This is a genomic window from Comamonas sp. wu1-DMT (assembly GCF_040187805.1).
Taxonomy (GTDB): Bacteria; Pseudomonadota; Gammaproteobacteria; order Burkholderiales; family Burkholderiaceae_C; genus Comamonas; species Comamonas thiooxydans.
On sequence record NZ_JBANEM010000005.1, the window covers coordinates 79,530 to 98,605 of the forward strand.

A 19,076-nucleotide genomic window follows, 5' to 3' on the forward strand; every position below is an offset into this window, starting at 1 on the left:
CTCTCGCTGACGCCAGCGCTTTGCATTCGTGCAAGGCGGGTGTCAGCACTTGAAGATGCTGGCCACGGCGTGGCAAACACCGTTCGCAAGACGCCTCGCCACATGCCGATATGACTACTAATTTGCTTGATTTTGACCTCGAAGGGCTGACCGCTTATTGCGAGCAGCTCGGGGAGAAGCGTTTCCGTGCGACGCAGCTGTTCCGCTGGATTCACCAGCGTGGCGCATCCGATTTCGACCAGATGACAGATCTGGCCAAGTCTTTGCGCGAAAAGCTCAAAAGCCGGGCCCACATTACCGCTTTGCCTGTGGTGACGGAGCATGTCTCTGCCGATGGCACCGTGAAGTGGCTGTTCGATGTGGGCGACGGCAATGCCGTTGAATCCGTTTTCATTCCTGAGGACGACCGCGGCACGCTGTGTGTATCGTCCCAGGCCGGTTGCGCCGTGGGCTGCCGCTTTTGCTCGACGGGGCATCAGGGCTTCAGCCGCAACCTCAATACCGGCGAAATCCTTGCCCAGCTCTGGTATGCCGAGCATTCGCTGCGCAAGCGCTTCGGCACCGAAGATCGCATCATCTCCAACGTGGTGATGATGGGCATGGGCGAGCCTTTGCAGAACTACAGTGCGCTGGTGCCTGCCTTGCGCGTGATGCTGGACGACCATGGCTACGGCCTGTCGCGTCGTCGCGTGACGGTGTCCACCTCGGGCGTGGTGCCCATGATGGATCGTCTGTCGCAGGACTGCGCCGTGGCGCTTGCGGTGTCGCTGCACGCGCCCAATGATCCGCTGCGTGACAACCTGGTGCCGCTGAACAAGAAGTACCCGATTGCCGAGCTGCTGGACGCCTGCGAGCGCTATCTGGAGTTCGCGCCGCGTGACTTCATCACCTTTGAATATTGCATGCTCGACGGCGTTAACGATCAGCCTGAGCATGCGCGCCAGCTGATAGAGTTGGTGCGCGCGCGCGGCGATGGCAAGAGCTGGTGCAAGTTCAATCTGATCCCGTTCAATCCCTTCCCCGCTTCGGGTCTGCTGCGCTCGCCCTCGGCCCGTGTGACCGAGTTCGCTACGTTGCTGAGCAATGCCGGCATCGTGACCACAGTGCGCAAGACCCGCGGTGACGATATCGATGCGGCCTGTGGTCAGCTCGCGGGCGACGTGAAGGACAGAACTCGCGCTGCCGAGCGTATGGCCAAGCAGCGTACTATCCCGCTCAAGCAGGTGTCTTGACGGAGTTTTGAATAAAGGACAATCAATGAGGGCAGTGGTACAGCGACCGGTTTGGCAACATTGGGGCTTGTTGGCCCGGTGGGGGGTACCGGTTGCGGTCGCGGCACTTGTGGGTTGTACTTCGACAACGACCACCACCACTTCCTCTACGTCGGTACCCCAGGCTTCCGTGGTTGGCACGGGCGGGGCCCAGATCGCCGATGCCAATCGCCGTGCCCAGATTCGCCTGGAATTGGCTGCCAATTACTTTCAGGCCGGGCGCCTGGATGTGGCCATGGACGAGGTAGGGCAGGCCTTGGCTGCCAAGCCCGATTACGCCGATGCATACGGCCTGCTGGGCCTGATCCTCATGCAGAACCAGGACTGGACGCAGGCCGAGATCGCCATGCGCAAGGCCGTGGATCTCAATCCGCGCGACGGCAACCAGATTCACAATTACGGCTGGATGCAATGCCAGCAAAAGCATTTCGACGTAGCCCAGCAGTGGTTTGATAGAGCCTTGCAGGCTCCGGGCTACCGTGAACAGCCCAGGACCCTGCTGGCCAAGGGCATGTGCTACCAGCAGGCAGGACAGTTGGAGCAGGCCTACCAGAACATGTTTCGTGCCTACGAGATGGATGTGGGCAACCCCGCTGCAGGCTACAACCTGGCAAATGTGCTTTGGCTCAAAGGTGATCTGAAGAAGGCGCAGTTCTACATCCGGCGCTTGAATAACAATAGCAATCAGGCCAGTGCGGAAAGCCTCTGGCTGGGGATCAAAATAGACAGGGCACTGCACGACGATATTGGAGTGCGTCAACAGGCCGATCAACTGCGCGAGCGTTTTCCTCAATCGCGTCAGTGGCTGGCCTATGAACGTGGAGCTTTCAATGAATGAGGCTGCGGTGGAAGAGGAAACTATGCAAAGCGAAGAGCAGGTGCCAACTCAGGGTCAGGCCACGGCCGGAGTCTTGTTGCGTCAGGCACGGGAAGCAGCCCGGATGCAGTTGCCCGTGATGGCTGCGACATTGAAGGTGCCGCAGCACAAGCTGGAGGCGCTGGAGGCCGATGACTATGCGGCCTTTCCCGATCATGTGTTCATGCGTGCTCTGGCCATGGGAATGTGCCGGACCTTGCATATCGATGCCGAATCGGTGCTGTCCAAGCTGCCACGCAGCGAGATCAAAAGCCTTGCCAATGCGGGTCCAGGCATCAACGAGACCGTCAAGGTGCGCAGCAGCTTCAAGGTCACGGGTACACCTCTGGACTCTGGCAACAGCAGCTCTCGCAAGATTGCGGCAGGCGTGCTGATTCTGCTGGCAGCTGCCGCTGCCGTGTACTTTGTGCCATTCCATCAGATGGTTGACGGCGCCGATGGGGCAGGCGCGCCAGCGCCGGCTCAGGCCCAGTCTGACCAGACGGCTGCGGTGAGCGCGCCGGCTGCAGAACCGCTTGCCCAGGCCGAGGGCGGTGCACAGGGCAGTTCTGCCACACCCGCGGCGCCGGTGACAGAGTCTGTGTCGGTTGCTGCCGCGGCCGGCATGCCTGGCGATGGTGCTGCAGCAAGCGCTCCCGCCGCATCTGTGGCAGCTGCCCAAACCGCAGCCCCGGCCGCCGAGGCGGCTGTGCCTGTGACCGGCGCTGCCGGCCTGCTGGTGCTGAAGGTGAATACCGGCCAGTCCTGGGTCAAGGTCAAGGACGGAGCCGGCAAGGTGGTGCTGGAAAAGACCCTGTCCAAGGATGAGTCTGCGACGGCCGAAGGCCAGTTGCCCCTGTCGGTGATTGTGGGCAATGCCAAGGGCACGCAGGTGACGGTACGTGGCGAACCCTTCGATATCTCGAGCACACGCGACAATGTGGCTCGCTTCGAGGTGAAGTAACCGTTCGAGGTAAACAAGAGTGCAAGATTCTCAAAGCTCGCAGCAGCTCAGCCAGGCGATAGCCATCGCCAGCCCGCTGCCGCGCAAATCGCGCCAGGCCCGGGTGGTGTGGCGCAACAACGTGGTCACCGTCGGGGGCGATGCGCCCGTGCGCGTGCAGTCCATGACCAATACCGACACCGTGGATGCGGTTGAAACCGCCATCCAGGTGCGACAGCTGGCCCAGGCTGGCTCGGAGATGGTGCGCATCACGGTGAACACGCCCGAGGCGGCGGCGGCCGTGCCCTATATCCGTGAGCAGCTCGACCGCATGGGCGAGTATGTGCCGCTGGTGGGCGACTTCCACTACAACGGCCATCGCCTGCTGACCGACTATCCCGATTGCGCCCAGGCGCTGTCCAAGTACCGCATCAACCCCGGCAATGTGGGCAAGGGCGACAAGAAGGACAAGCAGTTCGGTCAGATGATCGAGATCGCTGCCAAGTACGACAAGGCCGTGCGCATCGGCGTGAACTGGGGCTCGCTCGACCAGGAAATCATGGCCGAGTTGATGGACCAGAACAGCAAGCGGGCGCAGCCCTGGGAAACGCGCCAGGTCATGTATGAGGCGCTGATCACTTCGGCCATCAGCTCGGCCGAGCTGGCCAGGAATATCGGCTTGAACCCCGACAACATCATCCTGTCCTGCAAGGTCAGCGGTGTGCAGGATCTGATCTCGGTCTATCGCGAGCTGGCGCGCCGCTGCGACTATGCGCTGCACCTGGGTCTGACCGAGGCCGGCATGGGCACCAAGGGCACGGTGGCATCCACTGCTGCACTGTCGGTGCTGCTGCAGGAGGGCATTGGCGACACGATTCGCGTCTCGCTCACGCCCCAGCCCGGTGAAGCGCGCACGCAGGAGGTTGTGGTGGCCTCCGAGATTCTGCAGGCCCTGGGTCTGCGCGTGTTCGTGCCCAGCGTCACCGCCTGCCCGGGCTGCGGTCGCACCACCAGTACCACTTTCCAGGAACTGGCCAAGAAGATCGACGATTTCCTGCGTGGTGAAATGCCGGTCTGGCGCACCCAGTTCCCCGGCGTGGAAGCCATGAAGGTGGCTGTGATGGGTTGCATCGTCAACGGCCCCGGCGAGAGCAAACATGCCGATATCGGCATCAGCCTGCCCGGCAATGGCGAAGCGCCTGCGGCGCCGGTGTTCATTGACGGCGAGAAGGCCTTGACGCTGCGCGGCGAACATATCGCTGAGGAGTTTCAGACCCTGGTGCTGGAATATGTGCAGCGCCGCTACGGCCTGAAGGCCTGAGCGACTTGAGCGCTTGCAGCGGCCCGGCATGCGGGTGGTGATTGCGCTTGCTGGCACAATGCCAGCGAGCCAAGACTTTGGAATTGATAGCTGCTTGCGCGCTATCTGTATGGATTTGAATTAGGTTTCTAGTTGAAGGGCATGATTGCTGTGCGCAATATGCTCTTGTTTTGCTAGTAGCCCAAGTGTGAGACTTCACGTGGCCAAGAACGAAAAACTGACCGCCGTCAAAGGCATGAACGACATTCTCCCACCCGATTCGGCGCGTTGGGAGTGGTTTGAAGCCAAGGTGCGCGATCTGATGGGCCGCTTTGCCTATCGCAATATGCGCACCCCCATCGTCGAGCCCACGGCCCTGTTCGTGCGCGGCCTGGGCGAGGTGACCGATATCGTCGAAAAGGAGATGTACTCCTTTGAGGACCGGGCGGATAAGCATGGCCAGGCCGAGCATCTGACCCTGCGTCCTGAAGGTACGGCCGGCGTGGTGCGTTCGGTGGTGGAAAACAATCTGCTGTATGAAGGCGGCAAGCGTCTGTTCTACATCGGGCAGATGTTTCGGCGCGAAAAGCCCCAGCGCGGTCGCTATCGCCAGTTCCACCAGGTCGGTGTGGAGGCCCTGGGTTTTGCCGGCCCCGAGCTGGATGCCGAAGTGATTCTGCTGGCCGCTCAACTTTGGAAAGAGCTGGGCATTGAAGGCGTGCGTCTGGAACTCAACAGCCTGGGTCAGCCCGAGGAGCGCAAGACCCACCGCGAGGCGTTGATTGCCTACTTCGAGCAGCACACCGAGGTGATGGACGAGGAAGCCAAGCGCCGCATGTACAGCAATCCGCTGCGCGTGCTGGACACCAAGAATCCTGCCATGCAGGAAATGGTCAACGCAGCTCCCAGGCTGATGGACTATCTGGGCGATGCGTCCAAGGCGCATCTGAAGGCTGTGCAGGACATTCTGGATGCCAACGATGTGGCCTGGAGCCTGAACCCGCGTCTGGTGCGCGGCATGGACTACTACAACCTCACGGTGTTCGAGTTCATTACCGACAAGCTGGGTTCGCAGAGCACGATCTGCGGCGGCGGTCGTTACGACTATCTGATCGAGGAAATCGGTGGCAAACCCGCTCCGGCCGTGGGCTGGGGCATGGGTGTGGAGCGCGTGCTCGAAGTGCTCAAGGAGGTGGGGGTAGAGATTCCCCAGCCCGCAGCCGATGTCTACGCCATCATTCCCGACGCCTCGGTGCTGCCTCAGGTCTTCAAGACCGTGCAGCAGCTGCGTGCAGCCGGTGTGGCGGTTCAGATGCATGCAGCGGCCGGCGGCTCGGCCGAGGGCATGGGCTCGATGAAGTCCCAGTTCAAGAAGGCCGATGGTTCGGGTGCACGCTTTGCCCTGATCTTCGGCTCCGACGAACTGGCCCAGGGCAAGGTGACTGTGAAGTCGCTGCGCGACGGCGAGGGCCAGCAGGTGCAGCAAGCTCTGGCGGACGTGGCCCTGTGGGCCGGCAGCCTAAAATCGGCGGTTTGATTTTCCGCACCTCGTTTTCCGACCAGCGTTCCACTCAATCTAAGTAGCCATGGCAAACCATCTCGATCTTGAAGAACAAGAGCAAATTGAGCAGCTCAAGCATTTCTGGAATTCCTGGGGAACTCTGATCACCAGCGTGCTGGTCGTGGTCTTTCTCGGACTGGCCGGCTGGAACGGCTGGCAGTACTGGCAAAAGCGTCAGGCCACCCAGGCCTCGGCCCTGGAGTTCGCCGTGGACGAAGCGCTGACGGCCAAGGATGCGGCGCGCGCCGACCAGGCTTTCAGCGAGTTGCGGGACAAGTACGCGGGCACGGCACAGGCCGCTCAGACGGCTTTGCTGATGGCCAAGGCCTCGGTGGATGCCGGCAAGCTCGATGATGCCAAGGCTCAACTGAGCTGGGTGGCCGAAAAGGGCGATGAAAGCTTCAAGGCCCTCGCTCGCATTCGTCTGTCTTCCGTGCTGGAGCAGCAAAAAAGCTATGACGAAGGTCTGAAGGTGCTTGAGGCGGCCATGCCCGAGTCCTATGCCGGTCTGCAGGCTGATCGCCGTGGCGATCTGTATGTGGCGCTGGGCAAGCAGGCTGAGGCGGTTGCCCAGTACCAGGCTGCCTACAAGGCGCTGGACAAGGATCTGGACTACCGCCATCTGGTGGAATTCAAGCTGAATGCGCTGGGCGTGGCTCCTGAAGCCGCGACCCTGGTCAAGACAACGCCGTCGGAGAAATAATCTTGAAGACTTTTGCCCATCAAGTGAAGTTCGCTGCTCCCGCAGCGCAATCCGCAGCCCGTGTGCTGGTGCTGACTGCTGTGGCCGCGTCGCTGGCTGCTTGTTCCATGTTCGGCGGCAAGGACAAGCCCAAGCCCCTGGACCTGGGGCCCAATCCAGGCAAGATCGCGGTGCATCAGGCTTGGTCGGCCAAGCTGGGCAGCGAAGTGCCTCTGGCCATGCCTGCGCTGGTGCAGGGCAATACCGTCACCGTGGTCACCAAGGATGGTAGCGTTACGACGCTTGATGGCAATACCGGCAGCCAGTTGGGCAAGTTCAGTGCGGGCGAGCCGCTGACCACCGGCGTGGGCAGCGACGGACAGCGTACAGCGGTGGTTACACGCAGCAACCAGCTCATGGTGTTTGCCGAAGGCAAGCAGCTGTGGAAGAACAATCTGACTGCCGCAGTCTATACGCCGCCTCTGGTGGCTGGCGGCCGCGTGTTCGTGATGGCGGCTGACCGTTCTCTGGCGGCCTTCGATGCCAATACGGGTCGTGAGCTGTGGTCGGTTGAAGGCCCCAGCAATGAACCGCTTATTTTGCGCCAGCCAGGCGTTTTGCAGGCCGTTGGTAATAATCTGGTGGTAGGCGTGTCCGGACGTCTGGCAGGTGTTGATCCTGACAATGGCTCGGTGCGCTGGATGGCTCCTCTGGCCGCACCGCGCGGGACCAACGATGTGGAGCGACTGGTGGATCTGGTTGGTCCCGTCAGCCGTGTGGGCAGCAGTGTCTGCGCACGTGCGTTCCAGGCCTCGGTGGGGTGCGTGGATGTGAGCACGGCCAATGTGCGCTGGACGCAGACCTCCAAGGGTAGCGATGGCGTGGCGGGCGACGAGCAGGCCGTGTTTGGCGCCGAAAGCAACGGCACGGTACAGGCTTGGAATCGTGCAGACGGTCAGCGTCTGTGGTCCATCGACAAGCTGCAGTACCGCAAGCTGACGGCACCTCTGGTGCTGGGCCGCTCCGTGGTGCTGGCCGATGATTTGGGGACAGTGCACATGCTCTCGCGTGAAGACGGCTCTGCACTGGCCCGTTTGGAAACTGACAAGGCAGGAGTTGCCACTTCCCCGGTTGTCGCCGCCAATACTCTGGTGATCGTCAGCCGAAGCGGAACTGTGTATGGCTTCAAGCCGGATTGATAGGTTGTTTTTGGAATGAAGCCAGTTATTGCCCTGGTAGGGCGCCCCAATGTGGGCAAGTCGACGCTGTTCAATCGACTCACGAAGTCGAGGGATGCCATCGTCGCCGACTTTGCAGGGCTGACGCGTGATCGCCATTACGGCCAGGGCCGTCAGGGCAAGCATGAGTACATCGTCATCGATACGGGCGGTTTCGAGCCGGACGCATCGCGCGGCATCTTCAAGGAGATGGCCAAGCAGACGCAGCAAGCCGTGGCGGAAGCCGATGTCGTGATCTTCGTGCTGGATGCGCGTGCCGGTCTGTCCGGTCAGGATCACGAGATCGGCAACTACCTGCGCCGTCTGGGCAAGCCTACCATTCTGGTGGCCAACAAGGCCGAAGGCATGAAGGATGGCGTGCAGCTGTCCGAGTTCTATGAGCTGGGTCTTGGCGAGGTCGTGCCCGTGTCTGCCGCCCACGGTCAGGGTGTGCGCAGCCTGGTCGATGCAGCCCTGGGTCTGTTGAATCTGCCCGAGCCTGAAGAAGAGGTCTTTGGCGAGGAAGACCAGAAGCCCGTACGTCTGGCGGTGGCAGGTCGTCCCAATGCCGGCAAGTCCACGCTGATCAATACCTGGCTGGGTGAAGAGCGTCTGGTGGCTTTTGACATGCCCGGCACCACGCGCGATGCGATCACCGTGCCTTTCGAGCGCAACGGTCAGAAGTTCGAGCTGATCGATACAGCCGGTCTGCGCCGCAAGGGCAAGGTGTTTGAAGCCATCGAGAAATTCTCGGTGGTCAAGACGCTGCAGGCCATCGAAGGCGCCAACGTCGTGCTGCTGCTGATCGATGCCACGCAAGGCGTGACCGACCAGGACGCCCATATTGCGGGCTATATCCTGGAAAGCGGCCGCTCGGTCGTGCTGGGCATCAACAAATGGGATGCCGTGGATGACTACCAGCGTCAGATGCTGGAGCGCTCCATCGAGACGCGCCTGTCCTTCCTGAAGTTTGCGCCGCTGCACTTCATCTCGGCACAAAAGCGCCAGGGTCTCGAGCCGCTGTGGAAATCCATCATCCAGGCCCATCGTGCAGCCACCTGCAAGATGCCTACTCCTGTGCTGACGCGCATCCTGATGGAGTCGATCCAGTTCCAGACGCCCAAGAAGGTGGGAGCCTATCGTCCCAAGATGCGCTATGCCCACCAGGGCGGCATGAACCCGCCCATCATCGTGATCCATGGCAACTCGCTGGAACTGGTCACCGATGCGTACAAGCGCTTTCTGGAAGGTCGTTTCCGCAAGGAGTTCAATCTTGTCGGCACCCCGTTGCGCATCGACTTGAAAACCTCCCATAATCCTTACGCCGACAAGGATTAATAGCTATCTGCTGGTGCCTACGGGAAAACCCTTTTTGCTGTTTTTCCCGGGCCCTGTGGTAATGTGTCGGTTTACAACAACACTCTTCGAACACGGAGAATATCGTGAGCAATAAAGGTCAACTCCTCCAAGATCCGTTCCTGAACGCACTGCGTCGTGAACATGTGCCGGTCTCCATCTATCTGGTCAACGGCATCAAGCTGCAGGGCCAAATCGAGTCGTTCGACCAATATGTGGTGCTTCTGCGCAACACTGTGACCCAGATGGTATACAAGCACGCCATCTCCACCATCGTTCCCGGTCGCGCCGTGAACTTCTCGGCCGCTACTCCGGCTGACAACGACGCCGCTGCTGCCTAAGCTTTCTTGCGTCAACGCCCGCCGGCTAGTCCGGCGCGGCTCTTACCCTACGGGACAGGTATTTGAGTTCTGAATCCTTTGAACGTTCCGCGTCTGCGCCAGTGCTGCTGGTGGGCGTGGATTTTGGTGTTCCCCATTTCGATGACGAGCTGGAAGAGCTGGGCCTGCTGGCACAGACCGCTGGCTTGCAACCCGTGGCGCGCTTGACCTGCAAGCGCAAAGCTCCTGATCCCGCGTTGTTCGTGGGCAGTGGCAAGGCGGATGAGATCCGCATGCTGGCCCAGATGCACGGCGCCAAGGAAGTCTGGTTCGACCAGGCTCTGAGCCCGGCGCAGCAGCGCAATCTGGAGCGCCATATCCAGATGCCGGTCAACGACCGGACCATGCTGATTCTGGAAATCTTCGCCCAGCGTGCACGCAGCCATGAAGGCAAGCTGCAGGTGGAGCTGGCTCGCCTGCAATACATCAGCACGCGCCTGGTGCGCCGCTGGAGTCACCTGGAGCGTCAGGCTGGCGGTATCGGCGGCCGTGGCGGCCCCGGTGAAAAGCAGATCGAGCTTGACCGCCGCATGATTGACGATGCCATCAAGCGCACCAAGGAGCGCCTGAAAAAGGTCAAGAAGCAGCGCTCTACGCAGAGGCGTCAGCGCTCGCGTCGCGAAGTTTTCAATATTTCCCTGGTTGGCTATACCAATGCCGGCAAATCCACGCTGTTCAATGCCATGGTGAAGGCTCGCGCCTATGCCGCAGATCAGCTGTTTGCCACGCTGGATACCACCACCCGGCAGATGTATCTGGCGGAGGCCGAGGAGTCGGTTTCCCTGTCGGATACCGTCGGTTTTATTCGTGACTTGCCGCACGGTCTGGTGGATGCTTTCCAGGCCACCTTGCAGGAGGCGATTGACGCCGATCTGCTGCTGCATGTCGTGGATGCATCGAACCCCGGATTCCCCGAACAAATACAACAAGTCCAAAAAGTTCTGGGTGAAATCGGGGCCGATGATGTGCCCCAGATTCTGGTTTTCAACAAGCTGGATGCCATTGAGCCCGAGCGTCAGCCTGCCCTGCTGCAGGATATGTATGAGCTCGATGGCACGCCGGTGCCGCGTGTGTTTGTCAGTGCTCGCTCGGGGCAGGGGCTGGCGCAGCTGCGGCAGATGTTGGCTGACCGGGTTTTGCAGGTACGTGAAGAGGCGGCACGCGAAGAAGTCGAGGGGCAGGACGATACGTACTGGATGTCCCCTGATGACGACGCGCAATACTAGGGGCTTGCGTTCCTATTGGGCACAATGCTTGCCATGGTCCATGTCTTTTTGAAAACACAGAGACGTCTCGCATGAATTTTTCACAACGCGTCCATCGCCTGGCGGTGCTGCCGCAACGCATTCGCGGGATGTTCAATTTGAACGATCCGCGCTGGGGTCGTGGCGACAACAATAACGAAGATGGCTCCAAGCCGGACAGCTCGGCACCCGAAGGGGAGCGTCCTCCGATGCCGCCCGCACCCGAGCAGCGACCCCGTCCTTCCTCTCCTCAGCAAGGCCAGCCGCCTGATCTGGAGGAGGTGTGGCGTGATCTCAATCGCAAGCTTTCCGGTCTGTTCGGTGGTGGCTCCGGCAACGGCCGTGGTGTGCCACCCAGCCGCAGCGGCGGTCAGCCTGGCGAGCCTTTCAACCCCGGCAAAGGAATTTTCCTGATTGCCGGCGTGGCCGTGCTGATCTGGCTGGGTACGGGCTTTTTCATCGTGCAGGAAGGCCAGCAGGCCGTCATCACGCAGTTTGGCAAGTACAAGAGCACCGTGGGAGCGGGCTTCAACTGGCGCCTGCCTTATCCCGTTCAAAAGCATGAGCTGGTCTATGTTTCGCAGATCCGCTCTGCGGAGGTGGGGAGCGACAACATCGTGCGCAGCACGGGGCTGCGTGAATCGGCAATGCTGACCGAGGACGAGAACATCGTCGAGATCAAGTTTGCCGTGCAGTATCGTCTGAGCGATGCGCGAGCCTGGCTGTTCGAAAGCCGCAGTCCTTCCGAGGCCGTGATCCAGGTGGCAGAGTCCGCCGTGCGCGAAGTCGTCGGCAAGATGAAGATGGACGCGGCTCTGGCTGAGGAGCGTGACCAGATCGCGCCGCGAGTACGCGATCTGATGCAGTCCATTCTGGATCGCTACAAGGTGGGCGTTGAGGTGGTGGGCATCAATATGCAGCAAGGCGGCGTGCGGCCGCCCGAGCAGGTGCAGGCCTCGTTTGACGATGTGCTCAAGGCTGGTCAGGAGCGTGAGCGTGCCAAGAATGAGGCCCAGGCTTATGCCAACGATGTGGTGCCCCGTGCTGCGGGTGCAGCGGCGCGTCTGGGTGAGGAGGCTGCTGCCTACAAGTCCAAGATCGTGGCCCAGGCTCAGGGTGATGCCGGACGCTTCAGTTCGCTGTATTCCGAGTACCAGAAGGCCCCTCAGGTCACGCGTGACCGTCTTTACATCGATGCGATGCAGCAGGTCTACACCAACGTGACCAAGGTTCTGGTGGAGTCGCGCCAGGGCTCCAATCTGCTGTATCTGCCTCTGGACAAGATCATGCAGAACGTGGGTGGCAGCGCCGCCGCTCCCGCTGCGTCGGGTGATGCAGCTGCCGGCGGCGCAGCTTCGGCTCCAGCCAACGTACGTGTAGTACCCAATCCCGCCGGTGATGCCCGCAGCCGCGATGCGCGCAGCCGTGACCGTGACGCACGCTAGGAGAGAATGCAGTGAATCGAATCGGATTTTTTGTCACCAGCATTCTCGTGGTGCTGGCCTTGCTGAGCTCGACCCTGTTTGTCGTGGATCAGCGTCAGTTCGGTGTGGTCTATGCGCTGGGTCAGATCAAGGAAGTGATCACCGAGCCCGGGCTTAACTTCAAGCTGCCGCCACCGCTGCAGAACGTGCGTTACATCGACAAGCGTCTGCTGACGCTCGACAGCACCGATACCGAGCCCATGCTCACGGCTGAAAAGCAGCGCGTGGTCATCGACTGGTATGTGCGCTGGCGTATCTCCGAGCCTTCGGAATACATCCGTAACGTGGGTCTGGATGAGTCTGCCGGTGCCATGCAGCTCAACCGTGTGGTGCGCAATGCCTTTCAGGAAGAGATCAACCGCCGTACCGTGCGTGAGCTGCTGTCTTCCAAGCGTGAAACGCTGATGGCCGACGTCAAGCGTGAAGTGCTGGAAACCGTGCGCGGCTCCAAGCCCTGGGGTGTCGACATCGTCGATGTGCGCATCACTCGCGTGGACTATGCCGAGACCATCACCGAGTCCGTCTATCGCCGTATGGAGGCCGAACGCAAGCGCGTGGCCAACGAGCTGCGCTCCACGGGCGCGGCTGAGGGTGAAAAGATTCGCGCCGAGGCCGACCGTCAACGTGACATCACCATTGCCAATGCCTACCGCGATGCACAGAAGATCAAGGGTGAGGGCGATGCTGAAGCGGCACGGGTCTATGCAGAAGCCTTTGGCAAGGATCCTCAGTTTGCGCAGTTCTATCGCAGTCTGGATGCTTACAAGGAGAGCTTCTCCAAGAAGAGCGATGTACTGGTGCTAGATCCTTCGCAAAGCGACTTCTTCAAGGCTTATCGCAGTGGCGGCTCCGCTGGCAAATAGGCCTAGGCTTGCGCAAATTCGGATCAGGCATGGTGTTTTGCCGATAGAAATGCCTGTTGTGCATCCTTGTTTGCGCAAGTTCGGAAAGCCTTGACAACGATACAAGCAATGGCCCCTTGAGGGCCATTGTCTATTGGGGGGATGGCAATGGGTTGGTGGGAGATCCTGGGACTGGCGATCGCCATGCTGCTGGTGCTGGAGGGGCTGCTGCCCCTGTTCGCGCCCAGGCTGTGGCGCCAGCTGTTTTCCCAGTTGCTGCAACTCAGGGATGGGCAGCTGCGCTTTTGCGGATTGCTCTGTATCGCAGCAGGCGCCATCATGCTGGTGCTGCTTTAAATACTGCCGATACTGGCTAGGCCTTAGCGGTCAAATTGGGCAGGGCTGGCAAAGCCGGTAGAATCGCATTTTTAACAGCCTCCCCATTTCTCCATGTCTGCTTGGGTCCTGCCGGATCACATTGCCGATGTTTTGCCCTCCGAGGCACGGCACATCGAAGAATTGCGTCGAGGATTGCTCGATACTGCGCGCAGCTATGGCTATGAGCTTGTCATGCCACCCATGCTGGAGTATCTGGAGTCCTTGCTGACGGGTACAGGCGAAGCTCTTGCCCTTCAAACCTCCAAACTGATTGACCAGCTCTCCGGTCGCACCATGGGCCTGCGTGCAGACATGACGCAGCAGGTGGCACGCATTGATGCACATTTGCTCAATCGCAAGGGCGTAACCCGTCTGTGCTACTGCGGTCCTGTCGTTCATGCGCGCCCCGATCGTCCGCGTGCCACGCGTGAGCCGTTCCAGTTCGGTGCTGAAATCTACGGCCATGAAGGCCTGGAAGCCGACCTCGAAGCCCTGCATCTGGCTCTCGACTGCCTCAAGGGAGCGGGCGTCAAGGACGTCATCGTGGATCTGGCCGATGTGCGCATCGTGCGCAGCCTGCTGGCTGGCGTGATGGTGGACGAGCAGGTGCTGCGCGGCGTGCATGCGGCCCTGGCCTCCAAGGATGCAACCGAGCTGGCTCAGCTGACCCGCGATTTCCCCGAAGCCTCGCGTGAAGGCCTGATGGCGTTGCTGCAGTTGTACGGCGGCATGGAAGTGCTTGATCAAGCTGAAAAGCTGCTGGAGCGCACTGCCGGCGTGCGCAATGTGCTGTCGCATTTGCGCTGGCTGGTGCAGCATCTGGATGGCGTCAAGGTCAGCTTCGACCTGGCCGATCTGCGTGGCTACTCCTACTACAGCGGCACGCGCTTTGCGATCTATGTGCCCGGCGGCAGCGATGCCCTGGTGCGCGGTGGCCGTTACGACGAAGTCGGTGCAGTGTTCGGGCGCAACCGTCCCGCTGCCGGCTTCAGTCTCGATATCAAACAACTGGTGGCTGTCGTGCCCGAGCGTCCGCTCAAGGCTGCCATTCGCGCCCCCTGGGGTGATGACGCGCAAGTGGCTGCCGCCATTGCCGCATTGCGCCAGCAGGGCGAGACGGTGGTCTGCGTGCTGCCAGGGCATGAAAGCGAAGTGGATGAGTTCCACTGCGACCGTGAGCTTGCCAATGTCGGCGGGCAATGGGTCGTGCAAGCCATTTAAGGCATTTGACTAATTCTTCGATTTATCGGATTGGAATATGAATACATCCAAAGGTCGCAATGTGGTCGTCGTCGGCACCCAGTGGGGTGATGAGGGCAAGGGCAAGCTGGTTGACTGGCTGACCGAAAGCGCCAACGGCGTCGTGCGTTTCCAGGGCGGTCACAACGCCGGTCACACACTGGTCATCAACGGCGTGAAGACGGCTCTGCACCTGATTCCCAGCGGCATCATGCGTCCCGGCGTGAAGTGCTACATCGGCAACGGTGTGGTGCTCTCCGTGGGCAAGCTGTTTGAAGAAATCGAAGGTCTGGAAAAGGCCGGCGTGCAAGTGCGTGAGCGTCTGCGCGTGTCCGAAGCCTGCCCGCTGATCCTGCCTTTCCACCAGGCTCTGGACGTGGCCCGTGAAGCGGCCCGTGAAAAGGGTGGCGTGCAGAAGATCGGTACCACCGGCAAGGGCATCGGCCCCTCCTACGAAGACAAGATCGCCCGCCGTGCCCTGCGTGTGCAGGACCTGAAGCACCCCGAGCGCTTCGCCACCAAGCTGCGCGAGCTGCTGAGCCTGCACAACCACATTCTGGTGAACGTGCTGGGTTCCAAGAACTTCGACTTCGGCGCCGGCCTGGCTCCCTACATGAAGGACGGCGAAGTTCAGTTCGACGCCGTGTACGAAGAAGCCATGCGTCATGCCGAGCTGATCAAGCCCATGATTGCCGATGTTTCGCGCGAGCTCAATGCCGTTCACGCCGAAGGCGGCAACCTGCTGTTCGAAGGCGCGCAAGGCACGCTGCTGGACGTGGATCACGGCACCTACCCCTATGTCACATCGTCCAACTGCGTGGCCGGCAATGCCGCCGCAGGCGCTGGCGTGGGCCCAGGTCTGCTGCACTACATCCTGGGCATCACCAAGGCTTACTGCACCCGCGTGGGCGGCGGTCCCTTCCCCACCGAGCTGGAATGGGAAAAGGAAGGCACTCCCGGCTGGGTCATGTCCACCGTGGGCGCTGAGAAGGGCGTGACCACCGGTCGTTCGCGCCGCTGCGGCTGGTTCGATGCTGCGCTGCTCAAGCGCTCGGCCCAGATCAACGGTCTGTCCGGTCTGTGCATCACCAAGCTGGACGTGCTGGACGGCATCGAAGAGCTGCAACTGTGCGTGGGCTACGAGCTGGACGGCGAGAAGATCGACCTGCTGCCTCTGGGCGCGGACGATATCGAGCGCTGCAAGCCCATCTACGAATCCATCCCTGGCTGGACAGACTCCACCGTGGGTGTGACCGAGTACGACAAGCTGCCCGTGAACGCTCGCCGCTATCTGGACCGTATCGCCGAAGTGACCGGTGTGCCCATTGCCATGGTGTCCACCAGCCCCGACCGCGACCACACCATCCTGATGCACAACCCGTACAGCGCCGCCTGATCGGGCCGGGTTTTACTGAACTTTCAAAGGAACTGTGCCCATGCTGACAGAAGACGGTAAGCACCTGTATGTGAGCTACGACGAGTACCACGGTCTCATCGAAAAGCTCGCCATCAAGATCCACCAGTCCGGCTGGGAATTCGACACCATCCTGTGCCTGGCACGCGGTGGTCTGCGTCCCGGCGACATCCTGAGCCGCATTTTCGACAAGCCCCTGGCCATCATGTCCACCAGCTCCTACCGCGCCGAAGCCGGCACGGTGCAGGGCCACCTGGACATCGGCCGCTTCATCGCCACGCCCAAGGGCGATATTTCCGGCCGCGTGCTGCTGGTGGACGATCTGGCGGACTCGGGCGCCACGCTCAAGGCCGTGATCGCCATGCTCAAGACCAACTACGCACCTATTACGGAGCTGCGCAGCGCCGTGATCTGGACCAAGGGCGTGTCGACCTTCGAGCCTGATTACTCGGTGGACTTCCTGGCCACCAACCCCTGGATTCACCAGCCTTTTGAAGGCTATGACACGCTGAATCCCGAAAAGCTGGCGGAGAAGTGGAAGGTCTGAGGACCCGTCACCGACGTTGGCAAAGGAGCCCTTTTGGGGCTCCTTTTTTTATAGAGCAATGATGTTCATCAATAGATGAGCGTCATGTGCCTTTATTCCAACGGTTTCAAGCTTTTTTAAAGCTGTACCGTAATAAAAGCAGGAGCTAGCTGCTCCTGTTTTGAATTGTTGTCATGATGCGGCCTGCGCCGATCGGGCAAGCTTGGCGCGGCATTTCAACAAGCTTTGTAAACCAGAAGGCTTGTGTTGGCAGCGGCTGCATTGGCGCAGCTACACTGCATGGATTCTGAGAAGGTGGTGGTTGTGGGACGTCTTTCTATTGGGCGCACTGGCGCTGCTGTGGCATTGGTCGTGGGCGTGGGCGCCGCGGCATGGTTGGGGGCTTCGGCCTTGCCCGGTTTCAAGTCTGCCAAGGCAGCCGCTCCGGCGGTCGCTGCCGCTCCTGTGGTCGCGCCCGCGGCGGCAGTTGCAACCGGTGCACCTGTGTCGCCCGCCGCTGTCAAGCCCGCACAGGCTGCGCGTGCAGTCCAAGGCCCAACGCCCATCTTTGTGCTCAATTCCCTGGATGCATCCATCAGCGTGATCGATCCGCAGACCTGGAAGGAGCAGTCGCGCATTCCCACGGGCAAGGAGCCTCATCACCTGTATCTGACGCCAGACGAGAAGTCGCTGGTGGTGGCCAATGCGCTGGGCGATTCGCTGACTCTGGTGGATCCGCGCACGGGTGCCGTGCAGCGCGTGATCCGCGATATCGTGGACCCATACCACCTGCGCTTTTCGCCGGATATGAAGTGGTTCGTCACGGCAGCCAACCGCCTCAACCACATCGATTTTTACCGCTGGGATGCGGCCACGCAGACGCCGACCCTGGTCAAGCGCGTCTCCACCGGCAAGACGCCCAGCCATTTGTTCATCGACGCGCAGAGCAAGACGCTGTACTCCACCATGCAGGACAGCGACGCCCTGGTGGCCATCGATATCGCCACCCAGACCATCAAGGCCCGAGTGCCCACCGGCCCCATGCCTGCGGACGTCTATGGCAGCCCTGATGGCAAAAAGCTGTTTGTCGGCCTGACGGGCGGCGATGGTGTCGAAGTCTTCGACATCACCGGTCCCGAACCACGCAGCCTGGGTCAGATCAAGACGGCAGCCGGCGCCCATGCCTTCCGCGCTGCTGGCGATGACCGCCATCTGTACGTGAGCAATCGCGTGGCTAATACCATCAGCAAGATCGATATGGTCAGCAGCCAGGTCGTTGCCAATTACCCGGCGCCTGGCGGCCCCGACTGCATGGATGTCTCGGCCGACGGCCGCTACATCTTCGTGGCCTCGCGCTGGGCGCGCAAGCTGTCGGTGATCGACACGGTGGAGAAGAAGGTGGTCAATCAGGTCAATGTGGGCAAGTCGCCTCACGGTGTCTGGACGCTGTCCCACGCCGCGCGCTAAGGTGCTTGTCCCTGCTGCATCGAAACGGCAGGGATGGCTTGGTCTCCGTGTTGACCACCTCAAGGAGGGTGGATGCAAAGACGTTGTTTCATGCTCGGCTCGCTGGTCGGCGGCCTGTCTGCCGTTCCAGCCTTTGCTGCCGAAGCTGCAAAGAAGATGGCTTCAGGCGTTTGCTCCAAGGCGGTCTACCTGACCTTCGACACCGGGCATATGGGCATAGCCCAGCTTGTCGCCCAGGTGCTGCAAAAGCACAAGGTTCCCGTCACATTCTTTGCGGCCAATGAGGCCACGAAGGAGGGGAGCAGCAGTCTGGGCGACTTCTGGGCGCCCTGGTGGAAGGCGCGTGCCGATGAAGGTCACCAGCTCGCATCCCATACCTTCGACCATATGTACTGGCTGGCCGATATCCGCGACAAGGCCTCGGGTCAGGTCACGCACTTCAAGGTCAAGCCCTCGGCCGGGCCCAGAGCCGGTCAGAGCTTTGTGGTATCTGCCGATGAATACCGCCAGGAGATTGCCCGCTCCGCTCAGAGGCTGGCGCAGATCACGGGTCGCAAGACCTTGCCGCTGTATCGTGCGCCGGGCGGCAAGACATCGCCCGCGCTGATTGCCGCAGCGCAGCAGGGTGGCTTTCAGCATGTGGGCTGGGCGCCGGCAGGCTTTCTGGGCGACGAGCTGCCCAGCGACAAATATCCGAATGAACGCTTGCTGGCCCAGGCACTCAAAAACATAGGCGGCGGCGATATCTTGCTGGCCCACCTCGGCATCTGGTCGCGCCAGGATCCCTGGGCCCCGGCGGTGCTGGAGCCTCTGATCGTCGGTCTGCTGGATAAGGGTTTTTGCTTTCGTACGCTGGCCGAGCATCCGGCGTACCAGGGCTGGATTGCGCAGCACCGCTGAGTGCTGCAAGAGGAGT

18 protein-coding genes are annotated in these 19,076 nt (G+C 61.0%); all 18 read left to right on the forward strand.

What is annotated here, in order from left to right:
* Positions 1-110: 110 nt before the first annotated feature.
* Positions 111-1,232 (forward strand): dual-specificity RNA methyltransferase RlmN, encoded by a 1,122-nt coding sequence (rlmN, locus tag V8Z78_RS09565; RefSeq protein WP_034376389.1) that lies wholly within the window; start codon positions 111-113, stop codon positions 1,230-1,232.
* Positions 1,233-1,257: 25 nt separating this feature from the next.
* A complete protein-coding gene (gene pilW / locus V8Z78_RS09570; RefSeq protein WP_223305607.1) occupies positions 1,258-2,109 on the forward strand; it encodes a type IV pilus biogenesis/stability protein PilW in 852 nt (283 codons plus the stop codon).
* The gene (locus V8Z78_RS09575; RefSeq protein ID WP_349731287.1) at positions 2,102-3,091 is read left to right on the forward strand and encodes a RodZ domain-containing protein; all 990 of its coding nucleotides are present in this window, start codon (positions 2,102-2,104) and stop codon (positions 3,089-3,091) included. Before pilW ends, V8Z78_RS09575 begins: the two co-directional genes overlap by 8 nt.
* A 19-nt stretch (positions 3,092-3,110) precedes the next feature.
* Positions 3,111-4,391, forward strand: coding sequence for a flavodoxin-dependent (E)-4-hydroxy-3-methylbut-2-enyl-diphosphate synthase (gene ispG, locus V8Z78_RS09580; RefSeq protein ID WP_012839175.1), 1,281 nt, complete (start codon positions 3,111-3,113; stop codon positions 4,389-4,391).
* A 199-nt stretch (positions 4,392-4,590) separates the two neighbouring features.
* The gene (hisS, locus tag V8Z78_RS09585; protein ID WP_012839174.1) at positions 4,591-5,907 is read left to right on the forward strand and encodes a histidine--tRNA ligase; all 1,317 of its coding nucleotides are present in this window, start codon (positions 4,591-4,593) and stop codon (positions 5,905-5,907) included.
* 49 nt (positions 5,908-5,956) lie between these two features.
* On the forward strand, positions 5,957-6,634 hold the full coding sequence (locus tag V8Z78_RS09590) for a YfgM family protein (RefSeq protein ID WP_003063813.1): 678 nt from the start codon (positions 5,957-5,959) through the stop codon (positions 6,632-6,634).
* A gap of 2 nt (positions 6,635-6,636) precedes the next feature.
* Positions 6,637-7,812 carry an outer membrane protein assembly factor BamB gene (gene bamB / locus V8Z78_RS09595; protein ID WP_012839172.1) on the forward strand — a complete coding sequence of 392 codons (1,176 nt, stop codon included), beginning with the start codon at positions 6,637-6,639 and terminating at the stop codon, positions 7,810-7,812.
* Positions 7,813-7,827: 15 nt separating this feature from the next.
* On the forward strand, positions 7,828-9,168 hold the full coding sequence (der, locus tag V8Z78_RS09600) for a ribosome biogenesis GTPase Der (RefSeq protein ID WP_003063809.1): 1,341 nt from the start codon (positions 7,828-7,830) through the stop codon (positions 9,166-9,168).
* Between the two features lie 104 nt (positions 9,169-9,272).
* Positions 9,273-9,527, forward strand: coding sequence for an RNA chaperone Hfq (gene hfq / locus V8Z78_RS09605; protein ID WP_012839170.1), 255 nt, complete (start codon positions 9,273-9,275; stop codon positions 9,525-9,527).
* 101 nt (positions 9,528-9,628) lie between these two features.
* Positions 9,629-10,792, forward strand: coding sequence for a GTPase HflX (gene hflX / locus V8Z78_RS09610; protein WP_003063804.1), 1,164 nt, complete (start codon positions 9,629-9,631; stop codon positions 10,790-10,792).
* Between the two features lie 71 nt (positions 10,793-10,863).
* Complete coding sequence (gene hflK / locus V8Z78_RS09615) at positions 10,864-12,255, forward strand: FtsH protease activity modulator HflK (protein WP_003063802.1); 1,392 nt, start codon at positions 10,864-10,866, stop codon at positions 12,253-12,255.
* A gap of 11 nt (positions 12,256-12,266) precedes the next feature.
* Positions 12,267-13,157, forward strand: coding sequence for a protease modulator HflC (gene hflC / locus V8Z78_RS09620; protein WP_003063801.1), 891 nt, complete (start codon positions 12,267-12,269; stop codon positions 13,155-13,157).
* 147 nt (positions 13,158-13,304) lie between these two features.
* Positions 13,305-13,493, forward strand: a complete 189-nt coding sequence (locus V8Z78_RS09625; protein WP_046460363.1) for a DUF2065 family protein — start codon at positions 13,305-13,307, stop codon at positions 13,491-13,493.
* Between the two features lie 93 nt (positions 13,494-13,586).
* On the forward strand, positions 13,587-14,735 hold the full coding sequence (locus V8Z78_RS09630; protein ID WP_003063798.1) for an ATP phosphoribosyltransferase regulatory subunit: 1,149 nt from the start codon (positions 13,587-13,589) through the stop codon (positions 14,733-14,735).
* 37 nt (positions 14,736-14,772) lie between these two features.
* On the forward strand, positions 14,773-16,149 hold the full coding sequence (locus V8Z78_RS09635; RefSeq protein ID WP_003063796.1) for an adenylosuccinate synthase: 1,377 nt from the start codon (positions 14,773-14,775) through the stop codon (positions 16,147-16,149).
* 40 nt (positions 16,150-16,189) lie between these two features.
* Positions 16,190-16,714, forward strand: coding sequence for a phosphoribosyltransferase (locus tag V8Z78_RS09640; protein ID WP_003063794.1), 525 nt, complete (start codon positions 16,190-16,192; stop codon positions 16,712-16,714).
* Positions 16,715-16,993: 279 nt separating this feature from the next.
* Positions 16,994-18,160: a YncE family protein gene (locus tag V8Z78_RS09645; RefSeq protein WP_003063790.1), complete on the forward strand. Its 1,167-nt coding sequence runs from the start codon at positions 16,994-16,996 to the stop codon at positions 18,158-18,160.
* A gap of 72 nt (positions 18,161-18,232) precedes the next feature.
* Positions 18,233-19,060: a polysaccharide deacetylase family protein gene (locus V8Z78_RS09650; protein ID WP_080944375.1), complete on the forward strand. Its 828-nt coding sequence runs from the start codon at positions 18,233-18,235 to the stop codon at positions 19,058-19,060.
* Positions 19,061-19,076 lie beyond the last annotated feature (16 nt).

Excerpts from the sequence above, each read along its gene's own strand:
- rlmN (WP_034376389.1), top strand. The coding sequence starts at position 111 with ATGACTACTAATTTGCTTGATTTTGACCTCGAAGGGCTGACCGCTTAT.
- pilW (WP_223305607.1), top strand. The coding sequence starts at position 1,258 with ATGAGGGCAGTGGTACAGCGACCGGTTTGGCAACATTGGGGCTTGTTG.
- V8Z78_RS09575 (WP_349731287.1), top strand. The coding sequence starts at position 2,102 with ATGAATGAGGCTGCGGTGGAAGAGGAAACTATGCAAAGCGAAGAGCAG.
- V8Z78_RS09590 (WP_003063813.1), top strand. The coding sequence starts at position 5,957 with ATGGCAAACCATCTCGATCTTGAAGAACAAGAGCAAATTGAGCAGCTC.
- der (WP_003063809.1), top strand. The coding sequence starts at position 7,828 with ATGAAGCCAGTTATTGCCCTGGTAGGGCGCCCCAATGTGGGCAAGTCG.
- hflK (WP_003063802.1), top strand. The coding sequence starts at position 10,864 with ATGAATTTTTCACAACGCGTCCATCGCCTGGCGGTGCTGCCGCAACGC.
- V8Z78_RS09625 (WP_046460363.1), top strand. The coding sequence starts at position 13,305 with ATGGGTTGGTGGGAGATCCTGGGACTGGCGATCGCCATGCTGCTGGTG.
- V8Z78_RS09630 (WP_003063798.1), top strand. The coding sequence starts at position 13,587 with ATGTCTGCTTGGGTCCTGCCGGATCACATTGCCGATGTTTTGCCCTCC.
- V8Z78_RS09635 (WP_003063796.1), top strand. The coding sequence starts at position 14,773 with ATGAATACATCCAAAGGTCGCAATGTGGTCGTCGTCGGCACCCAGTGG.
- V8Z78_RS09640 (WP_003063794.1), top strand. The coding sequence starts at position 16,190 with ATGCTGACAGAAGACGGTAAGCACCTGTATGTGAGCTACGACGAGTAC.
- V8Z78_RS09645 (WP_003063790.1), top strand. The coding sequence starts at position 16,994 with ATGGATTCTGAGAAGGTGGTGGTTGTGGGACGTCTTTCTATTGGGCGC.
- V8Z78_RS09650 (WP_080944375.1), top strand. The coding sequence starts at position 18,233 with ATGCAAAGACGTTGTTTCATGCTCGGCTCGCTGGTCGGCGGCCTGTCT.